Genomic DNA, 25,943 nt, shown 5'->3' on the forward strand with positions numbered 1-25,943 from the left:
AAATAGCTGTGGGCCATATGGAAGGAGAAGTAATTATGTCCGAGCAACATTTCGCCATTGTCGGAGGGGGAGTGGCTGGCATCTGTGCCGCGAAGGCGATTCGTGATCGACTCGCGGGGGCTACCATTTCGATCTACGGCAATGAATCCGGTCTTCCTTATAACCGGGTCAAATTATCCAAGGGGTTATTTACCGACCTGCATAGCGACAAAGTACTTATCAAAAAGGAAAAATGGTTCCGCGATAACCAGATTGCTTATTATCCCGAGACGCCTATTACTTCCATCGACCCACTAAACAACACGATCCTGACCGGGAAGGAAGAGCATGTGAAATACGACAAGCTCCTCCTCTGTACCGGTGCCACGAACCGGACGTTAGAGCTGAAGGGGGCGTCCCTGCCCCAAGTGCATCATATCCGCACCCGAAATGACGCAGATCAACTGAAACAGTCCTTGCATAGCGGAGATTCCGTATGTGTAATCGGAGGTGGCATCCAGGGAGTAGAGACCGCTTGGGCTTTGATTCAAGCAGGCCATCCCGTATCGATTATAGAGCAAGCTCCACGACTGATGGCTCGTCAATTGGATGAACAAGCTAGTACGATTCTGGCAGAGCGCATTCAGGCGACAGGTAATGAAGTAAGGCTGGGGCAAGCCGTACGAAGCATTGTAGGCATGGACTCGGTAGAGGCGGTGGAGCTAGCAGATGGCTCAATTGTGCCGTGCGTGCATGTCGTGTATTCGATTGGCGTAGTTCCCAATGCAGAGCTGGCACGACAGAGCGGCCTTGAAGTGAATACTGGCATTCTCGTGAATGAGCAAATGCAGACTAGTGCACAGAATATCTATGCCGCAGGCGATGCAGCAGAGTGTCAGGGGAAAGTAGAGGGCTTGTGGAATAGTGCCATGGAGCAGGGAAGAGTTGCTGGTACGAATATGGCTGATGACGTGGCTGTCTACGCAAGACCCATTCCCATGACAGTGTCGGGCGCCTTTGATATGCCGCTCGTCTCCATTGGACAAGTGAATGAGCAGGAGTGTGACCATAGTGGACGCCGCTCGGATACAGAGACATATACTCGTGTGTTTGTGAGGGATGGCTCGATTTGCGGGGCAATCATTTTCGATAATGTAAGTGCAGCTTTGCCTTATAAGACAGCCATAGAGCAAGGCCTAAGTCTTGAGGAAGCTGGGTTACAGGTACATTCCATCTAGTCTATTTGATGTTAAGTGCGCTGATATCAGATTCCGTTATTGATTAAGTTACGTAATAGATCGAGTTTCATAATTGATTGAGTTATGTAGTAGGGCGAGTACCATAATAGAAGGAGATGTTATACATGAAAAAGTATATTTGCCAGCCTTGCGGCTATATCTATGATCCGGCTGTAGGTGATCCTGATGAGGATATCGTGCCTGGTACAGCCTTCGAGGATCTCCCCGAGGATTGGGTATGTCCCGTGTGCGGCGATGACAAGAGTCACTTCCTGCCGCTTGAGCAATAGGGTCAGATGTAATGATTAGCGCTCATATCATGAAAGCCACACGTGATTTCCATAATAGGAAAAATAGCTCCTGACAGCTTCTGTATTCCCCGCTTCTCTCTGTTACCACATACCGAGAAACGGGGAACCCCTTCTCTTCAACTTCATGCGTTGCATATAACCTTTAATCTATTCACGATTCAGTCTACATACGCATTCAGTCTCTGCATATCACGAATCGCAATCTCTCTGGTGCCGTTGATCTCAATGATGCCGTCCTGCTCGAATTTCCTGAATTTACGGCTGATCGTTTCCCGTGTGACCCCTACATAGTTGGCCATCTCCTCCCGTGACAACGGCAGGTGAATGATGAGCTTATCTCGATCAGGACGGCCATATTTATGACCGAGCTCCAAAATCATATAGGCAATACGTATTTCGGGATCGTTCGTAGCCAGACTTTGAGCCAGATTCTCGGTGGCTGCGAGCCGTCTTGTAATACTTTGGAGCAGCTTGAAGGAGATATCCGGATTTTCCTGAATGATCTGCTGCATGTCGCTTTTGGTCAACAAGCAAATATCCGTGTCTTCCAGCGCATAGGCGCTAAAATTGCTGGTCTCCTCGCTGTTGAATATACTTAGCTCCCCGAAGAAATCCCCTGTGGACAGCACCCGCAGAATCTGCTCCTTGCCCAGTGCAGTAATTTTCAGAAGCTTAACATAGCCCTTCCTAACGATAAACAGCGTCTCCGAAGGCTGCTCCTCCAGAATGAGTGCATTGCCCTTTTTATATTTACGATGCTTGACCATCTTGCTAATCTTGCCAAGGTCTTCATCTGTCAATGATGCAAAAATCGGAACCTTACGTGTACACAGTGCGTCACTGCAATGCTGGCAGCTATCCATAGGTCAGCTCTCCTTTCTGTCCAACAACAAAAAGCAACCCGACCGGGTTAACCCGAAAGGCGGTTGCCTGAATTCTCGCTGTCCATGTAACATAACACAACAAGGAGAGGACGTATTTGATCTCGATCACAAACGTAGAAATAATTGAATTTAAATGTCACTCTACTTCTTCAATTAGTAAAGTTAGTATGTCTCTTAATTGCGAATCATCAAAAGGTGACTGAATCATCGCAGCTAAAACTCTGGTAGGTTCAACATTGGCCCAATTGATGAAATAATTGGAGTCTAGAGCCAAACAACGGATAAACTCACGTTGAACCCTACCATTCCCCTCACGGAAAGGATGAAGCACATTTAGTTCGGTTAGATAGTATGTTAGCCTATCTATAAATACTGGTTTTGACAGGCCCTTTAACAAACTTTCTTGTCTTAGCTCAGTTAGAAGTTGATTGGTCTGGTTAACAAGGAATCTCACATGAGCAAATCGAAAACTCCCCTTTGAAATGTCTTCCTCACGTAACATACCCGCGAAAGGGTATACGTCTTTAAAATAAATCTATGAATGGCGCACAAGTGCTTTAAGTTAAAAACACCCTTTATCGGTTTTAAAGCAAGTACTCTCAATCGGTCAGCTGTTACTAATCGCTCATAAGCATCTAGCTGCTTTTGTTGCATAAGTCCAGGAATGTTTATTAAAATATCAGTACCAGGATAACAATATCGAGACTCCTCACTGTTATACATTCTTGGCAATTTCTAATGCACGAGCTAGAAATTCAGAATTCTTCATTCGTCCGTTACTTCTGTCTAGCAGTAATTGGTTCTCTTCTGCTGTAAAATGAATACCTTCGATTGCAAGAGTTGCCCGAGCATACTGCAGAGCCAGTTTATTTTGCTTTGAAAGTCTTCTCAATCGAATCAATCCCTTGTGGTTTTGACTTATTACATTAATATGCACTAAGGATGTCCACCTTTCCTAACCAATATACTTCTAGTTGTATTATACCATAATCAAAATTCCCAAAAGCTATCGAACTCTTGTGAATCAGTTAAACTCTACTCACGTAAAAACGAGGTGATTGAATAATGGTAAGAAGGCTTAGTTGGCTTGCACTTATCTTAGTCTTAATCTTAATTACGATATCGTTGTACTCGCTCTATTCCAGTATGTATAATCAGTGGGTCATCACCCCACCTCACTACGTGACTCTTATTTCTTCTACTCTAGTTTTCCTTGTGTCCATCCTCAGTTTTCAAGATACCTCCAGCCGGTTCGCAAGGTTAAGGAGCTGGTTATCTACCATTCTTTCGTTCCTACTACTATTCGCTTTACTCATTGTGGTCTCATTCACGAACATGTTCTCAGGACACAAAGAGCTGATGACTACTTCGTTGTCCCCAGATCGGGCATATACCATACATATTTATAAAATGGACGCGGGCGCTATGGGCACCTATGGGATTTTAGCCGAACAACAAGGGCCACTTTGGTTCAAGAAGCACCTTTATTATGAGAGAAGGCAAGATCAGGCGGATGTGGAATGGGAGAATAACCACACAATCCAGATTAATAGTCAACGGATTGATTTGCAGAACGACCCTCGTTGACGTCGTCTTTTTTGTTCAATCAGGATTCGCTTCATTGGAGTGTGTGAGACAATCCTGATTGAACAAGTTGTATTTATGGCTGAGCTGCTCCACATGCGCTGACTTTAATATTCCCCTTTAATGACAAAAAATGAGCCTCGAATCGTTCCTGCAAGCTTGGACTTTTGCCGAGCAAATTTAAATTTGCCCTCTAACTCCTTGGGGATTTCCATCCCCTCAGACAGCTTAAAACCAACGGCACGCTTCTTGGACTCGTCCACCGTATACAAGACGTTAACTTCAAGACCGTCCTCAAAGAAGACATAAGCCCAGTCGATATTCTCTACTCGAAAGCGTGATGTCTCTAAAGGTCTAGCCGCAAATTCAATATCACGTTCTTGCTTCAAAATCTGATTCACATAATCAAGAGTGTCACGGGATTCGCTCGCTGGTACGACCGTAAATTCATGCTTATATTTGTTCATAAAGTAACGGGCTTCATTCGCACGCAGACCAGCTAACGCTTCAGCTACTGGCGAAGACTCTAGACCAACGGTAGACACATGCTTGAAATCAACGACATAGGACATCTTCATCCCACCTATTATTTTTTGAAGTGTTATTTCTTAACGACCGGAATCCACATTTCACCATACACCAATCCATTTCGCTCTCCCATCTGCACGGCTGCATTGGGCCCACCAACATAGGCAACATCCTTTGCTTCAGGTAAGACCTGACCAAAGGCAATTCCCGAGAGCTGATTGCTTAACTCTTCTGTTGTCTGCGCTTCCCCTCTCACCACTACGTAGTACCCCTTGGGAAATTGGATAACTCTTGATTCCTCTTCGGGCAGGGTGGCCTCTGACATGACACCAGCATAGTGCATCATCTTGTTATTCACGGCTTCATTCACAACAAACACGTAGTCATTTGTAGCTATAGCTTTTAAAGTAGCGAGCCTTCCATCCTGCTGGACGGCATGCCAGAAGTCTGACTTTTCCTTGTTAATGCCTGCATAATCTGTGTAATTGCTCTTAAGCTCTGTACCCAAACCAACAACGATAAAGCTGTCTTTTTCTTCTAAAGTATACTCCGCCATATTCAATACCTGCCTCTTCATTAGATTGATCAAATGAGTTTGTATTTTCACTTGATGGTCTTATAATAGCCTTAAACCATGTCAAAAAGTGATACTGTTTAGGGAGGCCGCATGAAAAAAGTTGAACGGATTAATACCATGATGCGGTATATCAATAATCGTGCCCATTTTACCATTTCTGAAATCATGCTCGAATTCAACATTTCACGTTCGACGGCCATTAGGGATATCAAAGAAATTGAAGCGATGGGCATGCCACTTGTCGCCGAGGTAGGAAGAGATGGGGGTTATTTTGTGATGAACAACTCCGTCTTGCCTAACGTTCAATTTACCGATCATGAGATCAAAGCTCTCTTTATTGCTTTTATGGCCACGAGAAATCAACAGCTCCCCTATCTGAAGAGTCGTCAGTCTCTGGCTGAAAAGTTACTTGGCCTTCTGTCAGACCATCAGCAGGATGATCTGGTGCTGTTAAATCAAATTCTGCTGTTCGAAGGGACCCATCCTAACAATCCTGATCTTCTGGAGTTGTCTGACCTTCCCCACCCTATGTTGGACAAACTCATTCGAGTCCTGCTTGTAGACCATTATTTATTGATTTCCATTCAGGCTGAGAAGCGAATAAGGTCTTATCCCATCTACCTCTTGCGTTTGTATCGTGAGAAAAGTCTGTGGTTCATTGAAGGCTATGACCTACATGAGGAGAAGAGACGGATGATTCCTGTCGACAACCTTACAGATGTTGAACCATACCGTGTGAAAAATAGAATAAGCAAGAAGAAGATTCTAGAGAAACTAAGTAAAGAGAAAGAGGCCACTAATCTTGTCCTGGAGCTTGGTCCAGCGGCGATTGCCCAGTTCAAAAAGTATCATCCCTTAAAGGTATCCCTATTCTATACGAATCCTTACCAGACTACAGCCATTCTGGAGACGTTCATCCCTGTTCATCATCCCGAAGAATTAAGCGAATGGACCAGTTGGCTACTTTTCTTGGGCAAAGATATGAAGATCAGAGAGGCACCAGAGGAAATTTTAAAGGACCTGCAGGAACGATTGAACTTATTCTGTCCATAGCTCGTGTTGTACAGCTCACGAATCACGGCTCACGGACATACAGAAACCCACCTATAGCCCTAGAAGTAATAAGAGCTCCCGCAGGGCCAAGCTTGTCCTTCAGCCGAGCTATGAACTTCGGAATCCCCTCGGGCTTGATATACCCTCCCCATATGTAATCCGCCAGCTCATACTTGGTCACTACTTCTCCCTCATGATCCAGAAAATACTGCAAGAGCTTCGCCTGCTTCTCTGTTAAATCCCTCTTCACTTCACTCCATCAGACTGCACCCACAGCTGTTCGGGGTGATACCACGTATCTCGCCCAATCTCCACGAGCACAGGTACGGGTACGGTATCGTTATTCTCACTTGCTGTATGTACTGAACAGGCCAATTGAGTCAGGACCTGACCCCAATGACTATCATTCTCTTGTAAAAGCCGATAATCAGGCACCTTTAGAATGCAGCTTATGCCAAGCAACTCGATATGCTCTTCTTCGCTCTTGGTCATTTCTTTATGAGTCGCCAAGTATACTTTGGGCCCATTAGCTAGAACTTCGTGAAGCTTCTTCGTATCCTCCTCATAGATCTGCGTTGCTCCCACGATCACATAGCTATAGCTCTTACATATTGAAGAATTCAAACTTTCTATTGGATATATAGAGAAAGGAACTTTCGCCAACAGATACTTGAAAAATTGGATTATGCTTTCCTCATCCGTAAATAGAGCAACATTCATCCCGGCCTCTCCTCCATATTCGTGACAAACCACGTGTGGTTGAGTTCACTATCAGCTATATTAATCTCTATTTTGTATTCACATGACAATATCTGTGGGCTTACTAATTTAGACATATATACGGAGCTGTTCTACTAGGAGGTGAGTATTACGACCGCTCCAGAGCCTTCACTCTGTAATACTGATTAATCAATTCATCAAGCCGCATGGATTGGATCAGCACGCATTCATCACGCATACCGAACAGTGACTGAAGCTTATGCAATTGCTGCCGTTCCTTCTCGATCTGATATAGGATACCTGTCATCATGGCCTCATCCCTCCTTGTTAGCCTTCAAGGTAAGGGGTTATGAAAAAAATAAGCCTCTCTATATTTTGGAAAATATTGTGTCCTTGGTATGTCCTCGATTTGTCCTCACTTTGCTTATGGTAATTTTTTCAATAAATAAAGTAAAATAAAGGAAGTACAACTGTACTTTTCACGAAAAACCCAAAAAAGGGGGCAATATTTTTGATTTATTATAATATCATATTCGTGGCTATGATCTTTTTTCTATTATTTCGTATCTTTAGATATAAATTCAGCAAGCATAATAAAGAAAATGCAGGATTAGCTCTAATATCTATCATTTCATTAGTGACCGTTTTACTTAATGAAAAAAATACTATTACGTTCATTCACTATAGCTTTGTTGCAATATTTACAATACTGGTTCTATGCTTTCTCTATAAGTACATAACAAATAAATGGAAATAATACGGGACTTTAAGATAAACTATTTTCACTCATCCTACAGTCTGTAATGAATTTTTCAAGAAAATATTAGATTGGGATTTTGTTAGGAGCAGCCATCAATACAAAGGGCTGCTATTCCGCCATTGCTTTAGAGTAAAACCGGAAATTACACCACGAAAAGAAACAGATTTCGATTCATAGACAAAATAACCAAATGGGGGAAATTACAATGTTATTTACAAGAGCCTTGGGTATAGCATTAGCTTGTGTATTCCTGTTTCCCCTATCAGCGCTCGCCTCAGATCAAATACTGCGGAGGTAGAACAGGCGATCCGACAGGATTTGAACCGATTCAAGAACTCATTAGTGGCTCACGGGGAATTCCACCTCAATTCGGAAAATGCAAAGGAAGTTATCCTTGGTGAGGGGATGAAGCAATACATAGTTGAGGGAGACTCGCTGCCCAATGGACCTATCCAGCAAGCAGATGAGATTCTCGACTTTATTGGTTACATCTTTCCCATTAGCAGCAATGGTGTAAGTAACGGCATCGTAGAAACTGATCTGGAAGGGACACGAATTATTGGGGGTTCTGATGACTTTACATTAGCTAGTGACCTGGCAAAGGCTGAAGAATTGATCGGTATTGATGAGAACAGCAAGCTGATTTATGATAATCGGCTAACCCTTGTCTCCCTTGTCTCACGTATAGATGACAAGGATGTCCTTGTTCTCCTGAGTGAAAGCAGCGCATTGCCCGATTTAAAGCCATTTGTAGTGTACAACATTCATGAGCTCAAAGAAATGCTGGATGCTTACCAGGCCGAGGCTGATGCCAGCAATGCCGATGCCGATCCTTCTGAGCCAAGATCAGGTGGCAGTTCGGCATACAGCTCGTCATCCACACCAAGAGCCACAAATACTGGAACCATTGCAATACTGTCTTCCGCAGGGGTTGGAATTGTTGCGGGGACGTTACTGATGATTAGAAGGAAAAAGGGACGCTCAGGCGGGCAATAATTGTAGAAGAAGATGTACATTTATACGAAGAGTCTTTCAAGCCTATACTTCAATAACAAGCAATTAGTATACCCAGACTATCCTAATCCTTATGGGAGTTTGGGTATTTTTGTGAAAAGATTTATAATAATCCCAATTACACAACCAGCTCTTGAAGAAGGAGGTAATCGATTGAATACTTCACTCTTTTCCGCTTATTCTTATCCACTTCACATTATCATGAGTCACTATTTTGTTAACAATAAGACTTATGAATATAGCACCGATCTGTACATTGAACTAAGTGATCTACACAGACTTAATTTAACAAGCTATCAAAGTTTGTTTAAAGATGCTCAAGTACACAAACACGAAGATTATTATCAGATCAGTCTTATTAATTTAGAGCCTGAGATATGGAAGGTCATCCAAAGCTTGTTGCACTCCAGACAGTTACCTGATGAATATATGTATTGGGCTGAGTTATTTTCGCAATTCGATAAATTAGATGACTATGATCCTTTTGACGACAGATACACAGATATTGTTATTTATGATGGAGAGCATGTTGATCAAGAATGTAGTCCAGTTCCTAGATGTATTAGTAACCCTCTTATTAAATTGCTCCTATTACATTATTGGGTAAGGCAGGAGGACGAGATTGATTTCGTATATTTCACCACACCCGTTTGTAAACTGGAGGACGAGCTACGCGTGAGCATTATCCGGTATTTCCAGTCGAGCTTTGACAGGATATCTGTTACCGCCTTGGCAAAGCATGGTCAGGTATGGTTTACCTCTGTCAAATTACAAAATCCGAGATTCGATCTTCAAGCCACCGCTGGACTTACGCATATATCATTAATAGATTTATTGTTACTTGAAAGTTGTAAGTTCAACCCGTAGATGTGAAATGCAATTTTCTATGCGTATCGTGCCATGAACCGAATTCTAATACGATAATATCATTTAAAACGAGATAATGTATTTCGCTTGTTGTCTACGCTTTTTAGCCAGTGTCTAATACCTTTGCCGGCATAAGGCTCGTCACTAAAGCGTGGAATAATATGTAGGTGTGAATGCATGATATGCTGACCTCCAACAGCGTTACAGTTCCAGCCAATGTTATATCCATTAGGCTGAAGTTTTTCATCCAGGATAGATTTTACTTCTTGTAATAATGAATATGTTGCAGACCATTCTTCTTCTGTTAAGTCAAATACAGTTTCACGATGTTTAGTAGGAACTATGAGTCCTGAACCAATTAAAACTTCTTGTGGAGTTTGCAGGAAAATGCAATGTTCATTTTGGATTATTACTTGTTGCTGTTCCACTAAGTCAAGATTACATAAAGGACATTCCTTCATTCCAATAACCACCCTTCATCAAACCTAAGCTGACTCTGATAGCTTCAGAGAGAACCCCATAATACAAGGAAACGCTCTATGTAGTGGCTTTGTTCATTCAAAGTCACATATACATAGAGCGTTTGTGCTGAAGTAAAGATAGTGAACTCGGTCGAAATTAATTCAAGTATTAAATCAAATTAATAGCGTTTCTATTATTTATTCTAACTAGAACCCGCCAATATGACCCATAACTTGGATAGTCTTAATTAGATGATTGTGTTCTATTACAGTTAGAATACAGGCAAGGCTGAAACTATGAACTACTAAGAAATACGCCGTCTTCTTGATCATTCCCTTCCCACACCTTTCGTATCAGAGCCTTATACCGTGCCTTCACGTCTGATGTTGGAAATGATCTAAAAGTCTCAAATATGCATTGCACATTAAATTTAATACCTAATTATTCATTTTAACTTTTCGAATCCAAGAGAGTAAGTTAACCCCCACCGATATGATCTTGAGGCTGTAACTTTATTGAAAATTGGTTTGTTGATCCTGCACCTGAAGAATAGAAAGGCAAGCTCCCTACAAATAACAAACTAATTATCACGAAGAAAGAAACCATCCTTCTCATCATGCACCATCCACACCTTTCTTATCAAACTCTCATACTGCTCCTGAATCTCTGGTTTTGAAAAGGCTCTGTGCCCCTCAAATAACCCAATGCAATTCATCATAAGCATTCTATGATTGATTTTACTCGTTATTATCAAAGAAAATAACAAACTTTTAAAGCCATTATCATAATCATTCCTATTAAATCTATACTTCGCAAGCTTATACCAAAAGCGAGCAGCTTGCTCCGTAAGAACCTGATTTGAATAAATATCATCCGACTCTACACGCTCATCCCGATAAAGCTGATGTTCAAACCGTTCCAGGATATAATCAATATTTATATTATGCCTATTGGCGGCTTCTACCACATTCAAAAGCTCTGCAAACACTTCTTTCTTTCCTTCCATGTAATCAACATACTCCGGGAGTACACTGATATCTCCAGCCATTAAGCGATTTACACAGGTATTAACTTTGGCCCATTGCTGAAATGAATCAATCCACTGCTTAGTATCCCCATCCTGTTCCTTCACCCAGCTCAAATTGGCATAAGCTTGTATATGCCTGAGACCTTGATCATAGTCACCCTTCTCATCGCTTGCACTTGCGATCAAAAAGTCCGAATAGGCTATATAAAAGAAAAATGGCCGACTCAGTTCATAATTAGAATCTGAATCCCCTCGTTCCAATCTATGCTTCAACTCATACTGAATTCTCGCCTTCTGGCCCATGTCCTGAGCCAGTTCAAAGACCGTATCCCAGTGCCCTAACGAACGATATAGGTTCGCCAGATCCTTCAGGGCGTCGAGCTGCTCTAGCTCACCCAGTCTTTCGGCATATGGACCAAACTCCACAGCCGCCTTCAAATTCTGTATCTGATCATCGCCAATGCGAATCTTGAACAGCCTGTACTGACATATCGCCAATCGCTCGGAATGCTGGTTCTTCTCGCTAAATGCTATATTCTTATATAATAGTGCCGCTGCCTCATGCCGTTCCTGTCCAAAAAAATCCTCAGCCAGCTCGAACACCAGCGGAGCATAGTAGGTTACATTCTCCATAAGTATGCCTACAACCTGTTCCATGCAATCCAATCTATGAAGCTCCATACAACGCTGCAAGAAAGGCTTGACCCTCCGCCAATTCAAAGGGGTATCCCGCATGTACTCTTGTACATATCGACTGTAGAAATAGTCCTCCGGCTTATCCATCGCTTTGGTAATGCAGTCCATCTGGTGTACAGAGATCGAACGGTTCGTCATCACAATGCCGCTCACCGTACCTGGATTCAGACCTGCCGCCACGCCGAACTCACTCATGTTCAGATCATGCTCCAGCAGATAATCTCTGACCTCTGTCCGAATTGTAGCTGTATGCAACGGAATCCTCCTTTCCCATTTTCTTTTTTTATGATGTAATGGAAATTATATGTATATACCAACATTCTTATTATACCTTCTCTACGAGTATCTTGCAAAATTATTCCAAATATAGAATTTATATATAGTTAAAAGAAGCTTATCCATGCCTCCATAGGCTGATAAGCTTCTTATGATTGAATCATATAGACCCACCGCTACAGGTTGGTAGCCTCGGTAGGCTCTGCTGTTCTTCGTAACAGATGCGCCTTCAGACAACGTGGCTATCACTATCAGTATAAAAGATAGTCTACAGACTCTCTGCCCATTCGCAGAATAGCTGATAGTCCTGCTCTACCTGATTCGCATAGCCGAAGGCCCAGCGAGAAATGTGCTTCACGAAGCCTTCAGGACTGTTACCCATCGCCTCATAGATGGCATACTCGCTATGATAGGCCAGGACTCCCTGCTCCACATCCGCATCCGCGCGGGCATGCATCTTGGCGGTCAGGCACGCCATAGCGGACAAGATATCAGCCATATCCTCCGTATCCCGAATCTGCTCCAGCTTGAGTCGCTTCTTATATGGTGAGCGCTCCCGCACATAGAAATCCCTATCCTCCAGCGTCAGGTATCCGAGATAAGGATCTGCCTTGTGATGCATCGCCTGCTGAGTCGCAGTCACTCGCTTACCCTGCTGATCGAAGCTATCCCAGAATACGTCGGCATACGGCAGAAAATACGCTGGCACGGGCACGCGTACCTCCTTGACCTCCAGCACGATGTCATCCTCTCCCCGCTGACTCTGACCCCCTTCAATAAGAACATAATACCGATCCAGCCCGATCGAAGCGGTACCTGAGCCATGCTTGATCGCAACATCCTTGATCCGATAGTACCCTGTCTCTTCCATGGAAGAACGAAGTGTAGACAGATACATCGGCCATGCACTCTCCAGCTGCTCCTGCTCTTCGGGTGTGGGCGCAACCAGCTCACTATTCTCCAGGAACACCCGATCGGTCTGCATGACGGCTGTCACCTTCTCCAGAAAGTGTCCTTGCTGACGCTTCTCCAGCTTGCGAAGCAGCTTGCGGATCAGTCCCTTGGCGTGCTGCTTGTCCATCACGAACTTGCCAGGGTCCGCCTTGTGCTTGGCATAACGGCGAATCTGCTTGTAATAGGCCAGAGCATAATGCTCCAGCATGGCGAGCTGGCGCTCCGGGTCGTAACCGAGCTGACGGCAGACCAGCGCAATGCTCGCAGACATCCGCAGTACATCATACAGATAGGAGCCGATGTAGCCTTCATCGAAATCATTCACATCATACACAATCTGGCCCGATTCATCACAGAAGGCCCCGAAATTCTCAAAGTGCAGATCGCCCTGAATCCATGTCGGCTGCTCTACCGATGTGTGATAGGGAAAATAATGACGTGTAGCATCATAGTAGAACAGATAGGCACTTCCCCGGAAGAAAGAGAACGGCGTCTGCATCATTTTACGGTATTTCTCAGCTCGCTTCTCCCGATCCAGCTCCATAAGCTTCTCATCGAACTCTTCCAGCACCGAGATGAGCGTATCCCGGCGCAGCTTGGTACGTGTGCGAATGACATTGTCGACAATGGCTGGCTTGACCATTAAGATGCCCCCCTGTATATAAGAACCTGAATTATGCCTCTTATCATAACGCACATCAGGGCTACACTCCAAGAGGAGAATACAGGCCATGTAACCTTGAGTACCATTCTACAATCCAGCTTCTATTAGTTCTCGCGCCAGTTCGAGCAGTCCTGCCTTATCAAGAATATGATCGCCATAGGTACTAATTGTATAGTAGGCATCCTGCTCTTCGTTATACCAATTCAGATAATGATAAGTGACTTGCTCGTTCCTAGTATTGATTCTATCCGTCATAACATCATTATAAATGACACTCCGCCCCGCTACCTGGATGACCTCTGGGGAATTTCCCTTCTCTTGATAGACCTGCACCTTGTCCACAAATGCAGCACTAATCCCTATATGGCCTCCTCTCTTGGAGGTATAGGTCCCCGCGAAGAATCCCGGCTCCTTCCAGGCGATCGGCTTCATGAATATCTTACCATCAGGAGCCTGATGTGCCTTGGTCATTAGCTCAGCCAATGTATCGCGGGCTAAGACATCGACCGTGTTGCTAGCATCTGCATTCGCGGTGTAGTACACATTTTGTCTCGGGCTTACCCTGCCGACATCAAAGATATATTCCCCTGCCTGTGCTGGAAGGATGGGCATACTGACCCGCTTCATTTCCTGCAGGAACCTATCATATTCTGTATACAGTCGTTCCTTGTATGCAAAGTACAGCGCAGGCTGTGGGGCGGCTTGTGGAGACGCTGCAACTGTAGATGTGGCAAGCGGGAGCTCCTTCTTCCCCGTTACGTAATAAGCCATGAGCTCGCCTGGCTTGGCCGCCGCCAATGCCTGCTGCTCATATTTATTGTAGCTGGCAATGTGGCTGGCCGCTATCAATGAATCCCGCCCATATTGGTTGTATATGTCCTCATCCGTCTCCGTCTCACGTAGCTCAGGCGCGGTATATTCCACCTTGACCTCGCCTGTAGAATCGCGGATCTGAATCCATTCCACTGCCGCATATGCAGATACTCCAGCCAGTAGCATGGAGCACAATGCTATCACCGCTCCAATCGGGGTAGTCAGCCGCCTCCAGACTTTATAACTGGAAGTCTGCTGATGCTGAATGCGCTCCATGACTCGGGCCGTAACATCAATTTTTGGAAGATGTCTCTTATCCTCAGCAGCTCTCAACCAATGATCATCCAGGACGTCCTGATCTATCATATTTTGGTGCTCATCACCGAATCCGTGTCGTGACATGTGGTCACTCCCTCCTCTGCTTCTATGGCTGTACGTACCTTCCGCTTGATGTTGCGCATCCGCTTCGCCAGGGCATTAGCGCTAACGTTCAGAATGTCGCTCATTTCCTCATAAGATCGCTGCTCCAGTGCCCGCAGCACCAGAATATTTCGCTCTTGCAGAGTTAGCTGAGCTAATGCCTTTTCCAAGGGATAGCTGTACCATTGTGCCGCCAGCTCCTCCTCAGGACCGGCTGTGACTTGCCTTGATCCAAACAATTGAAGCACCTGCCGGTATACACGCCGTCTCCGCAATAGATTCAAGCAATGATTTCCGGCGACACGATACAACCAGGCGCTAAAGCTCACAGTAGCCTTGTACCTACGAATGCTCTGATAGGCCTTCACCATAATATCCTGCACCGCATCCTCCGCATCCTGCTGATTGCCGAGTAGTCTGCAGCAATACCGGAATAGCTGCTGTTGATAGCTGTCCACAATGTAGCCGAATTGCTCGCTCTCCCCGCGCTGAACTCTGACCACCATCTCTTCTATTAATCGTTGGTTCTGCTCCATATGCTGCTTGACTTGATGTCCACTTTGTTCTTTAATGAGTCTTTCATTTTGTTCTTCTATCTGTTCTTCTATCTGTTCTTCTATCTGTTCTTCTATCTGTTCTTCTATCTGTTCTTCTATCCGTTCTTCTATCCGTTCTTCATTCCAAGCTTCCTCCTGTGCCGTCATCCTCACCTCCTGCCGTTCTACTCTATATAACAATCAAGGATCACAAAATCGGCCTGATTTCATAAAAAAAACAGCTCACACCTTGTCTCATCGTAGCATACCGCTACTCAAGGTTGTGAACTGTTCTATTTACCTAGCCCTTACAGAGCTGCGGCTGGAGCAGGTACGGGTTCTTCTTTTTCCGGCTCGACCAACGCATGCTTCTCCCATAGGCGACTCTTCCAGCGGAAGTACATAATGATTGCACGAGTCCATTCATCTGCGGCAATCGCGAGCCAGATCCCTGCCAATCCCATATCAAGCTGGAATACAAGCAGGTAGCCAAGCGGTAGACTCATGCAGACCATGGACAGGATGCCCATGTATACCGGGAACCTGGCATCGCCGGCCGCCCGAAGGGAGTTGATGATGACAATATTCGTCGTACGTCCGCTCTCCAGAATAATACTGAGCAGCAGCACCTGTGCGCCCAAGCGAATGATTTCTTCATTCGTGGTGAAGATCCCCATGAGCGGTACACGGAACAAGATGACCAGCGCATCAATAGCCAGTGTGACCACCAGGGCCCACTTCACACTTGTCAGTACGCGAGTATACGCGGAATCCGGCTGTCTGGCACCAACCAGTCTGCCGACGATAATCGCTGTACCCATGCCTACGGCCATGCTGAACAGATAGATATAGCTGGAGATGTTCACGGCATATTGACGTGTCGCCATCGCCTCAGCCCCGAGGTAGGTCACGTACAATGTGAACACCAGCTGGCAGCACTGATACATGATGGATTCCATGGCAGATGGAATTCCGATCTGGAGAATCTTCACAATGTAATCCTTCGACAGCTTCAGGTAGTGCTCTATTTGAATACGAACCGGTGTCACCCGATACAGCAGCCAGAAGAAGATCAACAGACTGATGAACCGGCTACCTACAGTCGAAATAGCAGCACCTTCCACACCCAGTGCAGGCGCACCAAAGTGACCAAAAATCAGAATATAGTTCCCGACCACGTGAATAACGTTCATGAAGACGGAGATGTACATCGTTTCCTTTGTGAAGCCATAAGTACGAATGGTCGCAGCCAAAGCATTAATAAGTGCTTGCAGGAAGATCGCTCCACCAACAATACTCATGTAGGACTTCGCATACACCAGAATCTCGCCCTGCACATTCAGCAGCTGCAGCATGTGTGTGCCGAAGACGAGGAAGATCACACTCAGGATCAGACCGACGATCAGGTTCAGCGTGATGGCTGTACCTGTGACCCGAGCGGCCTCCAGTAGTTTTTTGGAGCCAATATATTGAGCCACGACAATAGCTGCGCCATGACCAATCACTTCGAGAATAAGAATGGCAATAGACAGAATCTGATTGGAAGCACCTACACCCGATACGGCATTATCCGATACCGAGCTGAGCATGAAGGTATCCACACTTCCCATCAGCATAAATAAGAATAATTCAAGAAAAATCGGCCACGTCAAATGAACAATATTAAGCTGGTTGGAGCCGGACGTTGCCGATCCAGACTGTGCTGCTTTCGCGGTCATGATGTCACCTTTCTTCGCGTAAATTCATAAGCCAACCGTATGTTAGCACAGTCTTCCTGAAAATACATCCCATTTTTCGAAAATATATTGAAACGAATTGAAAGAATCCATTTATCACCTTCATCGGGCCTGATTATCTAAGGTTATGAAGAAGAATACATAGATGTAGAGGGTGGATTTTTACAGAAGGCGGTCTATTTCTTTTTCAGATCGTTCAGAAACGCAACAATGAACATGCCGAACATGAACATTAATGACAGTGCTTGATAAACTTCCACAGCCATCATCTCCCTTCCAGGAGATTGGCCGACCGCCCTCTTAAGCCTATTCTATTGTGATCGGTCAAGCATACCATAGTTATGTAAGTCTGTAGTCTCTCCTAAGGAGGATTACAGGCTTTTCTTTTATGCCGTGAGATGGCTTTGTGACATAGCTCTTTGACCTGAGCTCCGTTTTCCTTTATAAGTGAAAGGGACTAAGACTATTGTGCAGAGAGGGGAGATTTCTCAAATGACAGCTTCTTTTCGAGCGCTGGTAGTTGACCAGACAGGGGCAGATGCAGAGGTTACTGCGCATGTGGGAACTCTGACTCAAGATCAGCTGCCACAAGGCGACATACTGATCCGCGTCTCTTACTCCAGCGTCAACTATAAAGACGGCTTGGCCAGCAAAGCCAATGGCGGGATCGTCAAGTCCTATCCGTTCGTACCAGGGATCGACTGCTCCGGCACCGTTGTATCCTCCACTGATGACCAATTCCGTGAAGGACAAGCCGTGCTGGTGACTGGGTATGGACTAGGGGTATCCCAGTACGGTGGCTTCAGTGAATATGTGCGTGTACCTAAGGAATGGGTCGTGCCTTTACCAGAGGGTCTGTCACTACGGGACGCCATGATTTTCGGTACTGCTGGCTTCACAGCTGCACTATCCATTCACAAGCTGGAGCAGCATGGCATGAGACCTGAGGCAGGCCCTGTGCTAGTGACAGGGGCTACCGGAGGGGTCGGAAGCACGGCCATAGCCATGCTGACTCATAGAGGCTACGAGGTTAGCGCGAGCACTGGCAAGACCTCGTCACATTCGTACCTACAATCGCTGGGAGCGCAGCACCTGTTGACTCGCGAGGATGTGTACGACGGCGAGAAGATCAGAGCACTGGATAAGCAGCTATGGCAAGCTGCCGTGGACCCTGTGGGTGGTCATGCGCTTGCTGCTGTGCTCAGCAAAATTACCTACGGCGGGGCTGTAGCGGTGAGCGGGCTAACAGGTGGAACAGCCGTACCGACGAGCGTGCATCCATTCATCCTGCGTGGCATCTCCCTGCTTGGGATCGACTCCGTATTCTGCCCAACTGAACTAAGACGGACGCTATGGAATCGGATGGCCACTGACCTGATGCCCCCACAAACTGAGCTGCTTGTCGAGCAGGAGATTGCTCTGGACGAGCTGCCACAGGCATTGGGCAAGATTCTGCAAGGCCAAGCGACGGGAAGAACTCTCGTCCGCCTCTAAGTCTCTATAGAGACTGCTCCATCGAACTTAACCCACTGTGCAGAACTTATATTTCTCTAAGCCCTGTACAGTGGGTTTTTCTACTTTTTTACTATTTACCGTGTCTGATTTACTTGCTTTTTGTCCTATCCGATATACATCTTGTTCTATCCGAATCTTAGCGGCCCGATATCTCGAATCGTCAGCTCCAGTGGGAAGCGCTGTGCCGGGCGATCCGATGCGAACCATATTCGGCCCTGCTTGACCGCAATAAGTAACCCGTATCGGTCTCCGACAGGTGAGAACCATTCACTCGGTTCACGCCAGCACTCCAGCCCATGCTCCTCACGAAGTCGCTCGACGAGAGCGAGTACATCGTCAGTCACAATTCCCACCTCGCAGATCCATAGTAGCTGCCGTGCTGAGAACGGCCCGTCCACATTATGACGAAGATCCGGATGCCCAATGAGCTCCAGAATATTACCTGCTGGGTCATCGAAATACATAGAATAGGCATTCCAGTTCTGAAAGAACACTTCATCTTGATCCCCATCAAGCTTCGTTAGCTGGAGGCGCTCTCTTGCCCAGACTTTGGCCTGCTGAAATAGATTGTTCGGAATCATCATGGCAAGGTGATAGAAGGGCTCTGTCCCCGGCTCGCTCGCCGCGAGCGTCAAACAGGTCGACCCAAGCTGTACCGTGAAGGAGGTCTCATCCTCCTCTACTACCTTTAACCCCAACGTATGCTCATAGAAATGCCGCGTCTCATTCAGCTTAGCGGTGAACAGCTTTACTTGCTCAATATACATAGTTATGCCCTCCCTTGCAGCTGCTCCCAAGTATTCCATGGCACCATACCCAGATCAGATCTCGGTCTATCTGGCAGCATGGAGATAAATTCTAAAGTGTGACCATCCGGGTCTGTGAAATAGACCGACACTGCCGGCATCCAGCCAAATACATATAGCTCAGCGCTATCATCGTTCAGGAAATTATGAGTCTGTATCCCCTTCTCCTCCAGATAGGAGACGGCCTTGCGCATATTCTGTAAAGAAACCTGAAATGCGAAATGCTGCCTTAACACCTGTGACGGTTCTTTTTGCCATAGCCCGAGCATAGCCTTCCCCTCGCCGCCGACCCAGAAAAACGCCCTATCTCGTTCCGATTGCGTATAGGCAAGTGTCAGACCCAGTATGTCTTTGTAAAAGAGTACTGACTTCTCCAGATCTCTCACATTCAGATGAGTCTCAAAAATACCATCTATCATCGTATGGCCTCCTTTTTCGCTAGATATATATAAATTCAATGCACCGTAACAATTGCATCAGCCAGAGCCAGGAAGGAACTGAGTACACGGTGGACCCGATCCTCAACCTCCTGCCCGCCCTCGTACTCATCATAACCTTCTTCAAAACGCTGTCTCTGCATTCCGCCAATCGAGATCCATTCTGGCGCATTAACTCCATGCATATTCCGTACAATCGCCTGTAGCTGCAGGAGAGCACTCACTCCGACTGCACCTCCGGCTGAGCTGATTGACAGGACAGGCTTGCCTCCCATGTACGTTTGTCCCAAATAATCCAGAGCGTTCTTGAGGACCCCACTGATACTGCCGTGATATTCCGGTGTCGTCAGGATGATCGCATCCGCGGCGAGCATGCTTTTCTTCAGCTCTGCCACATTTGCATCCTCCTCCCCAACTGCATCTGGTGTGTACCACGGAAGTGGCTGCTCATGGAGATCGAATATATGAACCTCATGCCCGTGATGAGCAATCCACTCTGCTGCGTATTGTCCTAGCCTCGTGCTGGTAGCAGCCTTTCGATTGCTGCCGTTCACTATCAGAATGTTCATAGTCATTCCTCCCGATGAAATCAATGTATCGCATTCTAGCAGGCACGCACGAACACCACTGAGTTTTGATCCCGTTAACACCGATGAATGTACCCCGCTCCCTGTACCCTTCACTCGGCTTCCGTCTCTCATGCCTTGCTTCTGCCTCCATCTTAATTCATTCCTGTACTCGAATCGTCAGTAGTCAGGATGAAATTTCAACACAAAAAAACTCAACCCTCCGGTTGAGTTCGCTTGGACTTCTCTACGACTTTAGACTGAGATGAGCGTGCATATCGACTAATCCCTCAGCTTCTAATTCAATTTATAGTTCGATTTATAGTTCGATTTCTGGTTCTACTTCTGCTCGTTTTGTGTTCGGCTTCTAGTTCGGCTCCTGATCAGACATCCAGCCACTTTTGACGGCATATATAGCTGCTTGCGTGCGGTCAGCCAGCTCTAATTTGTCCAAAATATGACTGACATGCGTCTTGACCGTCTTTTCCGTAATGATCAATTGCTGCGCAATATCCTTATTGCTCATTCCCTGGGCAATCAGTCCGAGCACTTCACGTTCCCGCTTGGTTAGCTGCTCCAGGACTCGGGCTGGGGCCACTTCTTTCCTCTCCTCCCCCACATGAGGAACAGAATTCACAGCAGCATCGGGATCAGCCATGGCCTGCATTATTTGTTCGGCAGCAGCAGGGTGAAGCTCTACCTGTCCTGCATGCACACGGCGGATTGCTCGCATCAACTCGTCAGGCTCAATCTCCTTCAGTAGATATCCCTTCACACCAGCTCGAATAGCCGGGACGACATGCTCCTGATCCGCGAACGAGGTCAATACGATCACCTTCGTCTCAGGATGCGATATGCGCAGACGGCTTGCCGTCTCAATGCCACTCAGTAGGGGCATATGCAGATCCATCAATATGACATGCGGCTGCAGCAGCTCGGCCTGATCCAGCGCCTCCTGGCCATTGGATGCCTCCCCGACTACCTCCAGATCCGGTTGAGTCGCCAGGAAGACCTGCAGGCCCTTGCGGACCATCGCATGATCATCAGCTATCAATAATCGTATAGTCATCTTCGTTACTCCTGTCGTTGAACGGCATGGTTAGAGGACGGCAGTGGGATAATAGCTGTAACTGTCGTCCCCCTACGGGCTGAGCTGGTCAGCTCAAAGCGCCCCCGCAGCGATTCTACCCGTTCCTTCATAATGGACAAGCCCAGAGAACGCGAGGAGGAGTCCCGCCCCCGCCGCTTGGCGCCTCCCTGACCGCGGTCCGAGATGCTCAGCTCCACCTCCTGGCCTGTATTTCGCAAAGTCACGCTTACCTGCGTTACACCCGCATGCTTACGTACATTATTAAGCGCCTCCTGCCCAACTCTCCATAAGCCTTCTTCTATATTAGGTGGCAGCTGCTCCTGGCCTTCACTCATCATGTGTACCTGCAGCCCTTGTCTAGCGCCATATTCCTGTAAAGCTGCCAGCAGACCGGAGTTCAGCGCTATAGGGCGAAGCTGTAGAATCAGGGCTCTCATCTCCTGTAATGCCTGCTGCGACAGCAGCCGCATATCCTTCACAGATTCGGCAGCAGGATGAGGAGTAGGCTCACGCTCCAGCATACTCTCCACACCCTTGGCCGTGAGTGACAGTGAGAATAGCATCTGATTCACCGAGTCATGAAGATCACGCGCCAATCGATTCCGTTCCTCCAGCCGAGCCAGCTCGCGTCGCTGCTCCACCAGTCGAAGACTCTCCCAGGCTGCTGCGATGTGCTCAGCCAGCACTTCGATGATCTCCTGCTCAGCGGAGGTATACCAAGCCGAGTCCGACTTGCCAATCAGCAGCATGCCGCTCTCTTCGGGTAGACTGAAAGGAATCTGCACCAGCATTCCTGCCGACAGTCGCGGATAGGAGGCATCTGGTAATGAATCGCTTCCCATATGTGCTGCCACAGCCTCAAGCTGTTCGGCTGACACCTGAACTGAACGCCTCACTTCCTGCCGACAGATCTGCTCCAGCTCCTGCAAGACAGCGGGTGCCTCCGTATTACAGTTGAACGCCGTTCCTTGCTTCCCAGCAGCCTGAACGGAGTACACTCCATTCTCACGATAGATGAGCACCGTGAAGGGCCAGTGAAAATATTTTTGGGCCAGCAAGACCACCCACTCGGACAATTCCCTAATATCCCTGCTGCATTCATTTACCATGGTGCCTAACTCCACGCTAAGCTCGCCCAACTGTGCATACAGCTCTGCCCGGTACTGCTCCAGACGGTACAGCCGCATGCGATCCACAGCACTACCGATCTGGTAGGCTACAGATTGCAGCAGTGCCAGCTCGCTGTCTGTGAAGAGTGTCTTCCCCGGCGCAGCCACATTGAGCAGACCGATGACCTGCTCGCCAGAGCGCAGTGGTATGGAAGCATGATGGGTAATTCCTCCGGTATCCCCCCACCGATATTCCAACGCATCCTCCAGACGCTTGCAGTTCAGAATATTCACCGCGACCTTGAGTCGCCCGTCCCACAGACGGTTCAGACACCAGCAGGTGCCTTGATGCATGGGCTCCTTATTATTAATCCGCAGCGCTGGCGGAAGATTCCGATCAATAGCACAGCTATACTCTGGCTTCCCGTCACTGAAGAAGATCCACCCTGCCGCAAGACCAGTCAGCTCCAGCAGCTTCTCCATCACCGTATCGAGCATGCCTGACAGATCATTGGAGCTGTTCAGCGTCTCTGCAATGGTCTTCAGTATGGTCATCTCACGCATTCCGACTTGATCTGGCATGTTGCCTCTCTCCTTCACCCTACACCTGTCTATTTATTGTAGCATACTCGGCAGCGACTACATCCACTTAGCCTCCTCCAGCCCCATCCGCGTAATTCTCTCATAAAAAGATCAGCGACTGTCACATTCTGGCACATCTTGTACGTAGTACCTTATGAATACAGCAATTCAAAGGAGAGAATTCCACATGAAACAGAAACAGAACGCGAACATGAAAATGAACACGAAACGGAACATGATATACAAGAGCAGTCTAATTGCTTTGACAGCAGCTATGCTGCTCATTCCAGCCACAGCCTTTGCCGGGGGTACCCCCAGCGATCAGGTCTTTAAGTTAACCAACAGCAAGGGGGAGGTTGTCTATGAGGAGAAGCCCTACGATGCCTCTATGAAGCCATACTCTCGTGAGGATGTGCTTCGCTCCTCAAAGAGCCATAGTCTGGCTAACGAGCTGCTGAAGGAAGGGGAAGCCGCCCTATTCTATATTGCCGAGAATAATCCAGAGCGCATGACCAACATGGAGCGAACCTCGATGAGCTTCAAGAAAGCAACCAAGCTGCGTGAGCAGCTAAAGGGACAATCGATTAAAATTATGGATAGCATTCAGCAGAAATACAAATTTGACAGCGCTAGCGTAACCTATCATCCAACTCTGTCGGATACCGAGCGAGCCAAGCTGACCGATCAACTGGAGCAGCAGGCCGCACAGTCTGGCAAAGGCTATGCCATGCAAAAGCTCAAGCTGACCGGCAAGCACTGGAACCTATTCAGCACGTATAAGAATGGAAGCAGCGAGTTGCTGATTCAGGTTTCCAAATCCAATGAAAAAATGACGCTCTATAGGCCTTCCGTTAAGACTGGAGTCCAGCGGGAGCTGATCAAGGCCGGCGGGACGGAAATGCTCTATTCGTCTTACAGTGAATCCGAGACTCAGGATTTCAAGTCTTCAGGTCAAGGCATTACATTCGTGCACAGCATCCCTGACAGCGAGTTTCATATCCGGTACCATATTGAAGACATCGGCAGCAAGCTAAGCAAGCAGGAGCTGATCAAGCTGGCTGAATCGTATTTGAAGTAGGATGCTGGCACATTTCGAGGTGTCTCCTTCGTAAAACACTTAAGAAAGGGGTGGAGACTTGGATGACACGGATCTTCGCCAGATCATAAGCGATATCCTGAACGGCGATACCACACAGTTCGAGAGGATCATGCATAAATATCAGAGACCAATCTTTCTCTACTGTTATCATATGCTGAATAACTATGCCGAGGCCGAGGACTGCGGACAGGAGGTCTTCCTCAAGGCCTTTCGACATATGGGTAGGTATGACCCGGAGAAATCATTCGAGGCCTGGCTGTATACCATTGCATACAATCAGTGCATTGATGCTCTGCGCAAACGCAAGCTCGTGAAGTACCTGCCATTTCTATATCATTCCACCAGAGATTATAGCCCGATAGACCAGCGAATCGAGGACATTTATTTTGATGAACAGGTGCTTCAGGCCATGCATAGACTGTCGGCGGAGGAACGCAGCCTGCTCATTTTGCGATGTGTAGAGGACAAGACCTATGAGGAGATCAGCACGATTCTCCAGCGAAGCAATGCTTATCTGCGCAAGAAGTATGAACGAACGGTCGGCAAATTCCGCAAGCACTATTATCCAGTGAAGGGAGCGAGCCACAATGAAACCAAGCAACGATCAGGATCTTCGAGAACTATTTCATAGAGCAGAGCCGCCCCATGCAGACCTGTCCGGGCCTGTAATGAAAAAGCTGCAAGATGAACTACCAAAGCGGCGAGGCTTCGGGCGACGCTACCTGAAATACAAGGTTAGTGTGATTATAGTAGCCTGCATGCTGCTCAGCATTTCTACAGCCTTCGCTGCCGTGCATCTCTACTCGCTGACCAACAGCAAGGGTGTGACCGTCTATGAGGAAAGGATCTCCGAGCCATCCATTCTGGAGGAGAAGAATCCTCAAGACGAATTGCGTAATCGTGAGGCTACTCAACTTAGCTATAAGCTGCTGAAGCCCGGTGAATCTGCGGCTCTATACATTACCGCGAACAATCCCCACCAAATGCTGAACCTGGTCACTGGCCCAAGCCTGTACTTCGAGGATGCAGATGCACTGACAGAGGAGCTGAAGAATCAGGGGATCAAGCTCACGAGCAGCATCCGTACAAGCAGGCAGGTGTATTCCTTTGATCGCACTAATCTGAGCTATCGCTCCCCGAAGCCACTGACAGCCGAAGCTGAGACCGCACTGACAGAGAAACTCAAGCGGCAAGCTTTGGAATCCGATGTTGGGTATGCCATGGCCCCTCTTGAGACGCTCAAGGATAACTGGAACATGTATATTAGCTACAAGAGTGCAGATGGTCAGATCGTGATACAACCATGGAAGAAAAAGGATAAACTAACAATCCATTTAAATAAGGAGCATGTAGCTCCCAAGGAAAGAATGAAGATACACGGTGTGGATGTACTGTATAAGGAAGCTGATGAACGCAGCAAAAACAGATCCATTCAATTCATCTATGATGTCCCGAATAGCGAGTATCATATTAGCTACTATATAGAGGCCACTAGAAAGATTACTAAGGCAGAGCTGATCGAGCTTGCCGAGAGCATTTTGAAATAAGCCACTGTCAATCCCGAAGGCTTGATGACAAAGGCATGGGATGTCTAGCTCAGAACAGGCCCGCACGACTGGTTCATACCAGCTGTGCGGGCC

General features: G+C 46.9%; 30 protein-coding genes. 10 read left to right on the forward strand and 20 right to left on the reverse strand.

From position 1 onward, the window contains the following. The first annotated feature begins 35 nt into the window (after positions 1–35). The gene (locus tag MKX74_RS26305; RefSeq protein WP_341180279.1) at positions 36–1,217 is read left to right on the forward strand and encodes an NAD(P)/FAD-dependent oxidoreductase; all 1,182 of its coding nucleotides are present in this window, start codon (positions 36–38) and stop codon (positions 1,215–1,217) included. A gap of 125 nt (positions 1,218–1,342) precedes the next feature. Next, a complete protein-coding gene (gene rd / locus MKX74_RS26310) occupies positions 1,343–1,507 on the forward strand; it encodes a rubredoxin (RefSeq protein ID WP_018883973.1) in 165 nt (54 codons plus the stop codon). Positions 1,508–1,686: 179 nt separating this feature from the next. On the opposite strand, the gene MKX74_RS26315 is transcribed toward rd, so the two are convergent. The 3 genes from MKX74_RS26315 to MKX74_RS26325 form a co-directional block, all read right to left on the reverse strand. Beyond that, complete coding sequence (locus MKX74_RS26315; protein WP_018883972.1) at positions 1,687–2,391, reverse strand: Crp/Fnr family transcriptional regulator; 705 nt, start codon at positions 2,389–2,391, stop codon at positions 1,687–1,689. Positions 2,392–2,548: 157 nt separating this feature from the next. After that, positions 2,549–2,914 (reverse strand): Fic/DOC family protein, encoded by a 366-nt coding sequence (locus MKX74_RS26320; RefSeq protein ID WP_341180280.1) that lies wholly within the window; start codon positions 2,912–2,914, stop codon positions 2,549–2,551. A gap of 213 nt (positions 2,915–3,127) precedes the next feature. Continuing rightward, positions 3,128–3,349: a hypothetical protein gene (locus MKX74_RS26325; RefSeq protein WP_341180281.1), complete on the reverse strand. Its 222-nt coding sequence runs from the start codon at positions 3,347–3,349 to the stop codon at positions 3,128–3,130. A gap of 209 nt (positions 3,350–3,558) precedes the next feature. Between MKX74_RS26325 and MKX74_RS28265 the strand changes: the two genes are divergently transcribed. Next, entirely contained in the window at positions 3,559–3,999 is a 441-nt protein-coding gene (locus MKX74_RS28265) for a DUF5412 family protein (protein ID WP_445667337.1), read from the forward strand. Positions 4,000–4,103: 104 nt separating this feature from the next. Here MKX74_RS28265 and MKX74_RS26330 read toward each other — a convergent pair whose 3' ends face one another. Together MKX74_RS26330 and MKX74_RS26335 are read right to left on the reverse strand one after the other, a co-directional pair. Then, complete coding sequence (locus MKX74_RS26330) at positions 4,104–4,568, reverse strand: phage tail protein (RefSeq protein ID WP_341180282.1); 465 nt, start codon at positions 4,566–4,568, stop codon at positions 4,104–4,106. Between the two features lie 29 nt (positions 4,569–4,597). Beyond that, positions 4,598–5,080 carry an effector binding domain-containing protein gene (locus MKX74_RS26335; protein ID WP_133569246.1) on the reverse strand — a complete coding sequence of 161 codons (483 nt, stop codon included), beginning with the start codon at positions 5,078–5,080 and terminating at the stop codon, positions 4,598–4,600. A 111-nt stretch (positions 5,081–5,191) separates the two neighbouring features. Between MKX74_RS26335 and MKX74_RS26340 the strand changes: the two genes are divergently transcribed. After that, a complete protein-coding gene (locus MKX74_RS26340; protein ID WP_341180283.1) occupies positions 5,192–6,154 on the forward strand; it encodes a helix-turn-helix transcriptional regulator in 963 nt (320 codons plus the stop codon). 22 nt (positions 6,155–6,176) lie between these two features. Here MKX74_RS26340 and MKX74_RS26345 read toward each other — a convergent pair whose 3' ends face one another. From MKX74_RS26345 to MKX74_RS26355, 3 genes are all read right to left on the reverse strand, one after another. Beyond that, positions 6,177–6,404, reverse strand: coding sequence for a helix-turn-helix domain-containing protein (locus MKX74_RS26345; protein ID WP_341180284.1), 228 nt, complete (start codon positions 6,402–6,404; stop codon positions 6,177–6,179). Further along, a complete protein-coding gene (locus MKX74_RS26350) occupies positions 6,401–6,745 on the reverse strand; it encodes a hypothetical protein (RefSeq protein WP_341180285.1) in 345 nt (114 codons plus the stop codon). Before MKX74_RS26350 ends, MKX74_RS26345 begins: the two co-directional genes overlap by 4 nt. Positions 6,746–7,022: 277 nt before the next feature. Further along, a complete protein-coding gene (locus MKX74_RS26355; protein WP_341180286.1) occupies positions 7,023–7,184 on the reverse strand; it encodes an aspartyl-phosphate phosphatase Spo0E family protein in 162 nt (53 codons plus the stop codon). An 855-nt stretch (positions 7,185–8,039) separates the two neighbouring features. Between MKX74_RS26355 and MKX74_RS26360 the strand changes: the two genes are divergently transcribed. Beyond that, the gene (locus MKX74_RS26360) at positions 8,040–8,630 is read left to right on the forward strand and encodes a hypothetical protein (protein WP_341180287.1); all 591 of its coding nucleotides are present in this window, start codon (positions 8,040–8,042) and stop codon (positions 8,628–8,630) included. A gap of 171 nt (positions 8,631–8,801) precedes the next feature. Beyond that, the gene (locus MKX74_RS26365) at positions 8,802–9,515 is read left to right on the forward strand and encodes a hypothetical protein (protein WP_341180288.1); all 714 of its coding nucleotides are present in this window, start codon (positions 8,802–8,804) and stop codon (positions 9,513–9,515) included. A gap of 59 nt (positions 9,516–9,574) precedes the next feature. On the opposite strand, the gene MKX74_RS26370 is transcribed toward MKX74_RS26365, so the two are convergent. The 7 genes from MKX74_RS26370 to MKX74_RS26400 all read right to left on the reverse strand — a co-directional run bounded on the left by MKX74_RS26370 (position 9,575) and on the right by MKX74_RS26400 (position 17,368). Then, on the reverse strand, positions 9,575–9,976 hold the full coding sequence (locus MKX74_RS26370) for an HIT family protein (protein ID WP_341180289.1): 402 nt from the start codon (positions 9,974–9,976) through the stop codon (positions 9,575–9,577). Positions 9,977–10,557: 581 nt separating this feature from the next. Beyond that, positions 10,558–11,955, reverse strand: a complete 1,398-nt coding sequence (locus MKX74_RS26375) for a transcriptional regulator (RefSeq protein ID WP_341180290.1) — start codon at positions 11,953–11,955, stop codon at positions 10,558–10,560. A gap of 289 nt (positions 11,956–12,244) precedes the next feature. Next, complete coding sequence (locus MKX74_RS26380) at positions 12,245–13,573, reverse strand: DUF2252 domain-containing protein (RefSeq protein WP_341180291.1); 1,329 nt, start codon at positions 13,571–13,573, stop codon at positions 12,245–12,247. A gap of 108 nt (positions 13,574–13,681) precedes the next feature. Further along, complete coding sequence (locus MKX74_RS26385) at positions 13,682–14,809, reverse strand: hypothetical protein (protein WP_341180292.1); 1,128 nt, start codon at positions 14,807–14,809, stop codon at positions 13,682–13,684. Continuing rightward, entirely contained in the window at positions 14,770–15,531 is a 762-nt protein-coding gene (locus tag MKX74_RS26390; protein ID WP_341180293.1) for an RNA polymerase sigma factor, read from the reverse strand. The genes MKX74_RS26385 and MKX74_RS26390 overlap by 40 nt, the downstream gene beginning before the upstream one ends. Before the next feature lie 140 nt (positions 15,532–15,671). Next, positions 15,672–17,081, reverse strand: a complete 1,410-nt coding sequence (locus MKX74_RS26395) for an MATE family efflux transporter (protein ID WP_018883951.1) — start codon at positions 17,079–17,081, stop codon at positions 15,672–15,674. 194 nt (positions 17,082–17,275) lie between these two features. Then, the gene (locus MKX74_RS26400; protein ID WP_341180294.1) at positions 17,276–17,368 is read right to left on the reverse strand and encodes a putative holin-like toxin; all 93 of its coding nucleotides are present in this window, start codon (positions 17,366–17,368) and stop codon (positions 17,276–17,278) included. Between the two features lie 223 nt (positions 17,369–17,591). On the opposite strand from MKX74_RS26400, the gene MKX74_RS26405 reads away from it, so the two are divergent. After that, a complete protein-coding gene (locus MKX74_RS26405) occupies positions 17,592–18,593 on the forward strand; it encodes an acrylyl-CoA reductase family protein (RefSeq protein WP_341180295.1) in 1,002 nt (333 codons plus the stop codon). A gap of 146 nt (positions 18,594–18,739) precedes the next feature. On the opposite strand, the gene MKX74_RS26410 is transcribed toward MKX74_RS26405, so the two are convergent. The 5 genes from MKX74_RS26410 to MKX74_RS26430 form a co-directional block, all read right to left on the reverse strand. Continuing rightward, positions 18,740–19,381 carry a VOC family protein gene (locus MKX74_RS26410; RefSeq protein ID WP_341180296.1) on the reverse strand — a complete coding sequence of 214 codons (642 nt, stop codon included), beginning with the start codon at positions 19,379–19,381 and terminating at the stop codon, positions 18,740–18,742. A 2-nt stretch (positions 19,382–19,383) separates the two neighbouring features. Further along, the gene (locus tag MKX74_RS26415; RefSeq protein ID WP_341180297.1) at positions 19,384–19,839 is read right to left on the reverse strand and encodes a VOC family protein; all 456 of its coding nucleotides are present in this window, start codon (positions 19,837–19,839) and stop codon (positions 19,384–19,386) included. 35 nt (positions 19,840–19,874) lie between these two features. Continuing rightward, complete coding sequence (locus MKX74_RS26420; protein ID WP_341180298.1) at positions 19,875–20,426, reverse strand: NADPH-dependent FMN reductase; 552 nt, start codon at positions 20,424–20,426, stop codon at positions 19,875–19,877. 364 nt (positions 20,427–20,790) lie between these two features. After that, a complete protein-coding gene (locus tag MKX74_RS26425) occupies positions 20,791–21,492 on the reverse strand; it encodes a response regulator transcription factor (protein WP_341180299.1) in 702 nt (233 codons plus the stop codon). Between the two features lie 5 nt (positions 21,493–21,497). Further along, positions 21,498–23,204 (reverse strand): GAF domain-containing sensor histidine kinase, encoded by a 1,707-nt coding sequence (locus tag MKX74_RS26430; RefSeq protein ID WP_341180300.1) that lies wholly within the window; start codon positions 23,202–23,204, stop codon positions 21,498–21,500. Positions 23,205–23,391: 187 nt separating this feature from the next. Here MKX74_RS26430 and MKX74_RS26435 point away from each other — a divergent pair, with 187 nt between their 5' ends. From MKX74_RS26435 to MKX74_RS26445, 3 genes are read left to right on the forward strand one after another with little or no spacing between them, the layout of a single operon-like run. Next, the gene (locus MKX74_RS26435; RefSeq protein WP_341180301.1) at positions 23,392–24,282 is read left to right on the forward strand and encodes a hypothetical protein; all 891 of its coding nucleotides are present in this window, start codon (positions 23,392–23,394) and stop codon (positions 24,280–24,282) included. A gap of 58 nt (positions 24,283–24,340) precedes the next feature. After that, a complete protein-coding gene (locus MKX74_RS26440) occupies positions 24,341–24,934 on the forward strand; it encodes an RNA polymerase sigma factor (RefSeq protein ID WP_028589894.1) in 594 nt (197 codons plus the stop codon). Continuing rightward, complete coding sequence (locus MKX74_RS26445) at positions 24,891–25,850, forward strand: hypothetical protein (protein WP_341180302.1); 960 nt, start codon at positions 24,891–24,893, stop codon at positions 25,848–25,850. Before MKX74_RS26440 ends, MKX74_RS26445 begins: the two co-directional genes overlap by 44 nt. Positions 25,851–25,943: the final 93 nt, after the last annotated feature.

Source organism: Paenibacillus sp. FSL K6-1230 (assembly GCF_038002385.1).
In the GTDB taxonomy this organism is placed as follows: Bacteria; Bacillota; Bacilli; order Paenibacillales; family Paenibacillaceae; genus Paenibacillus; species Paenibacillus massiliensis.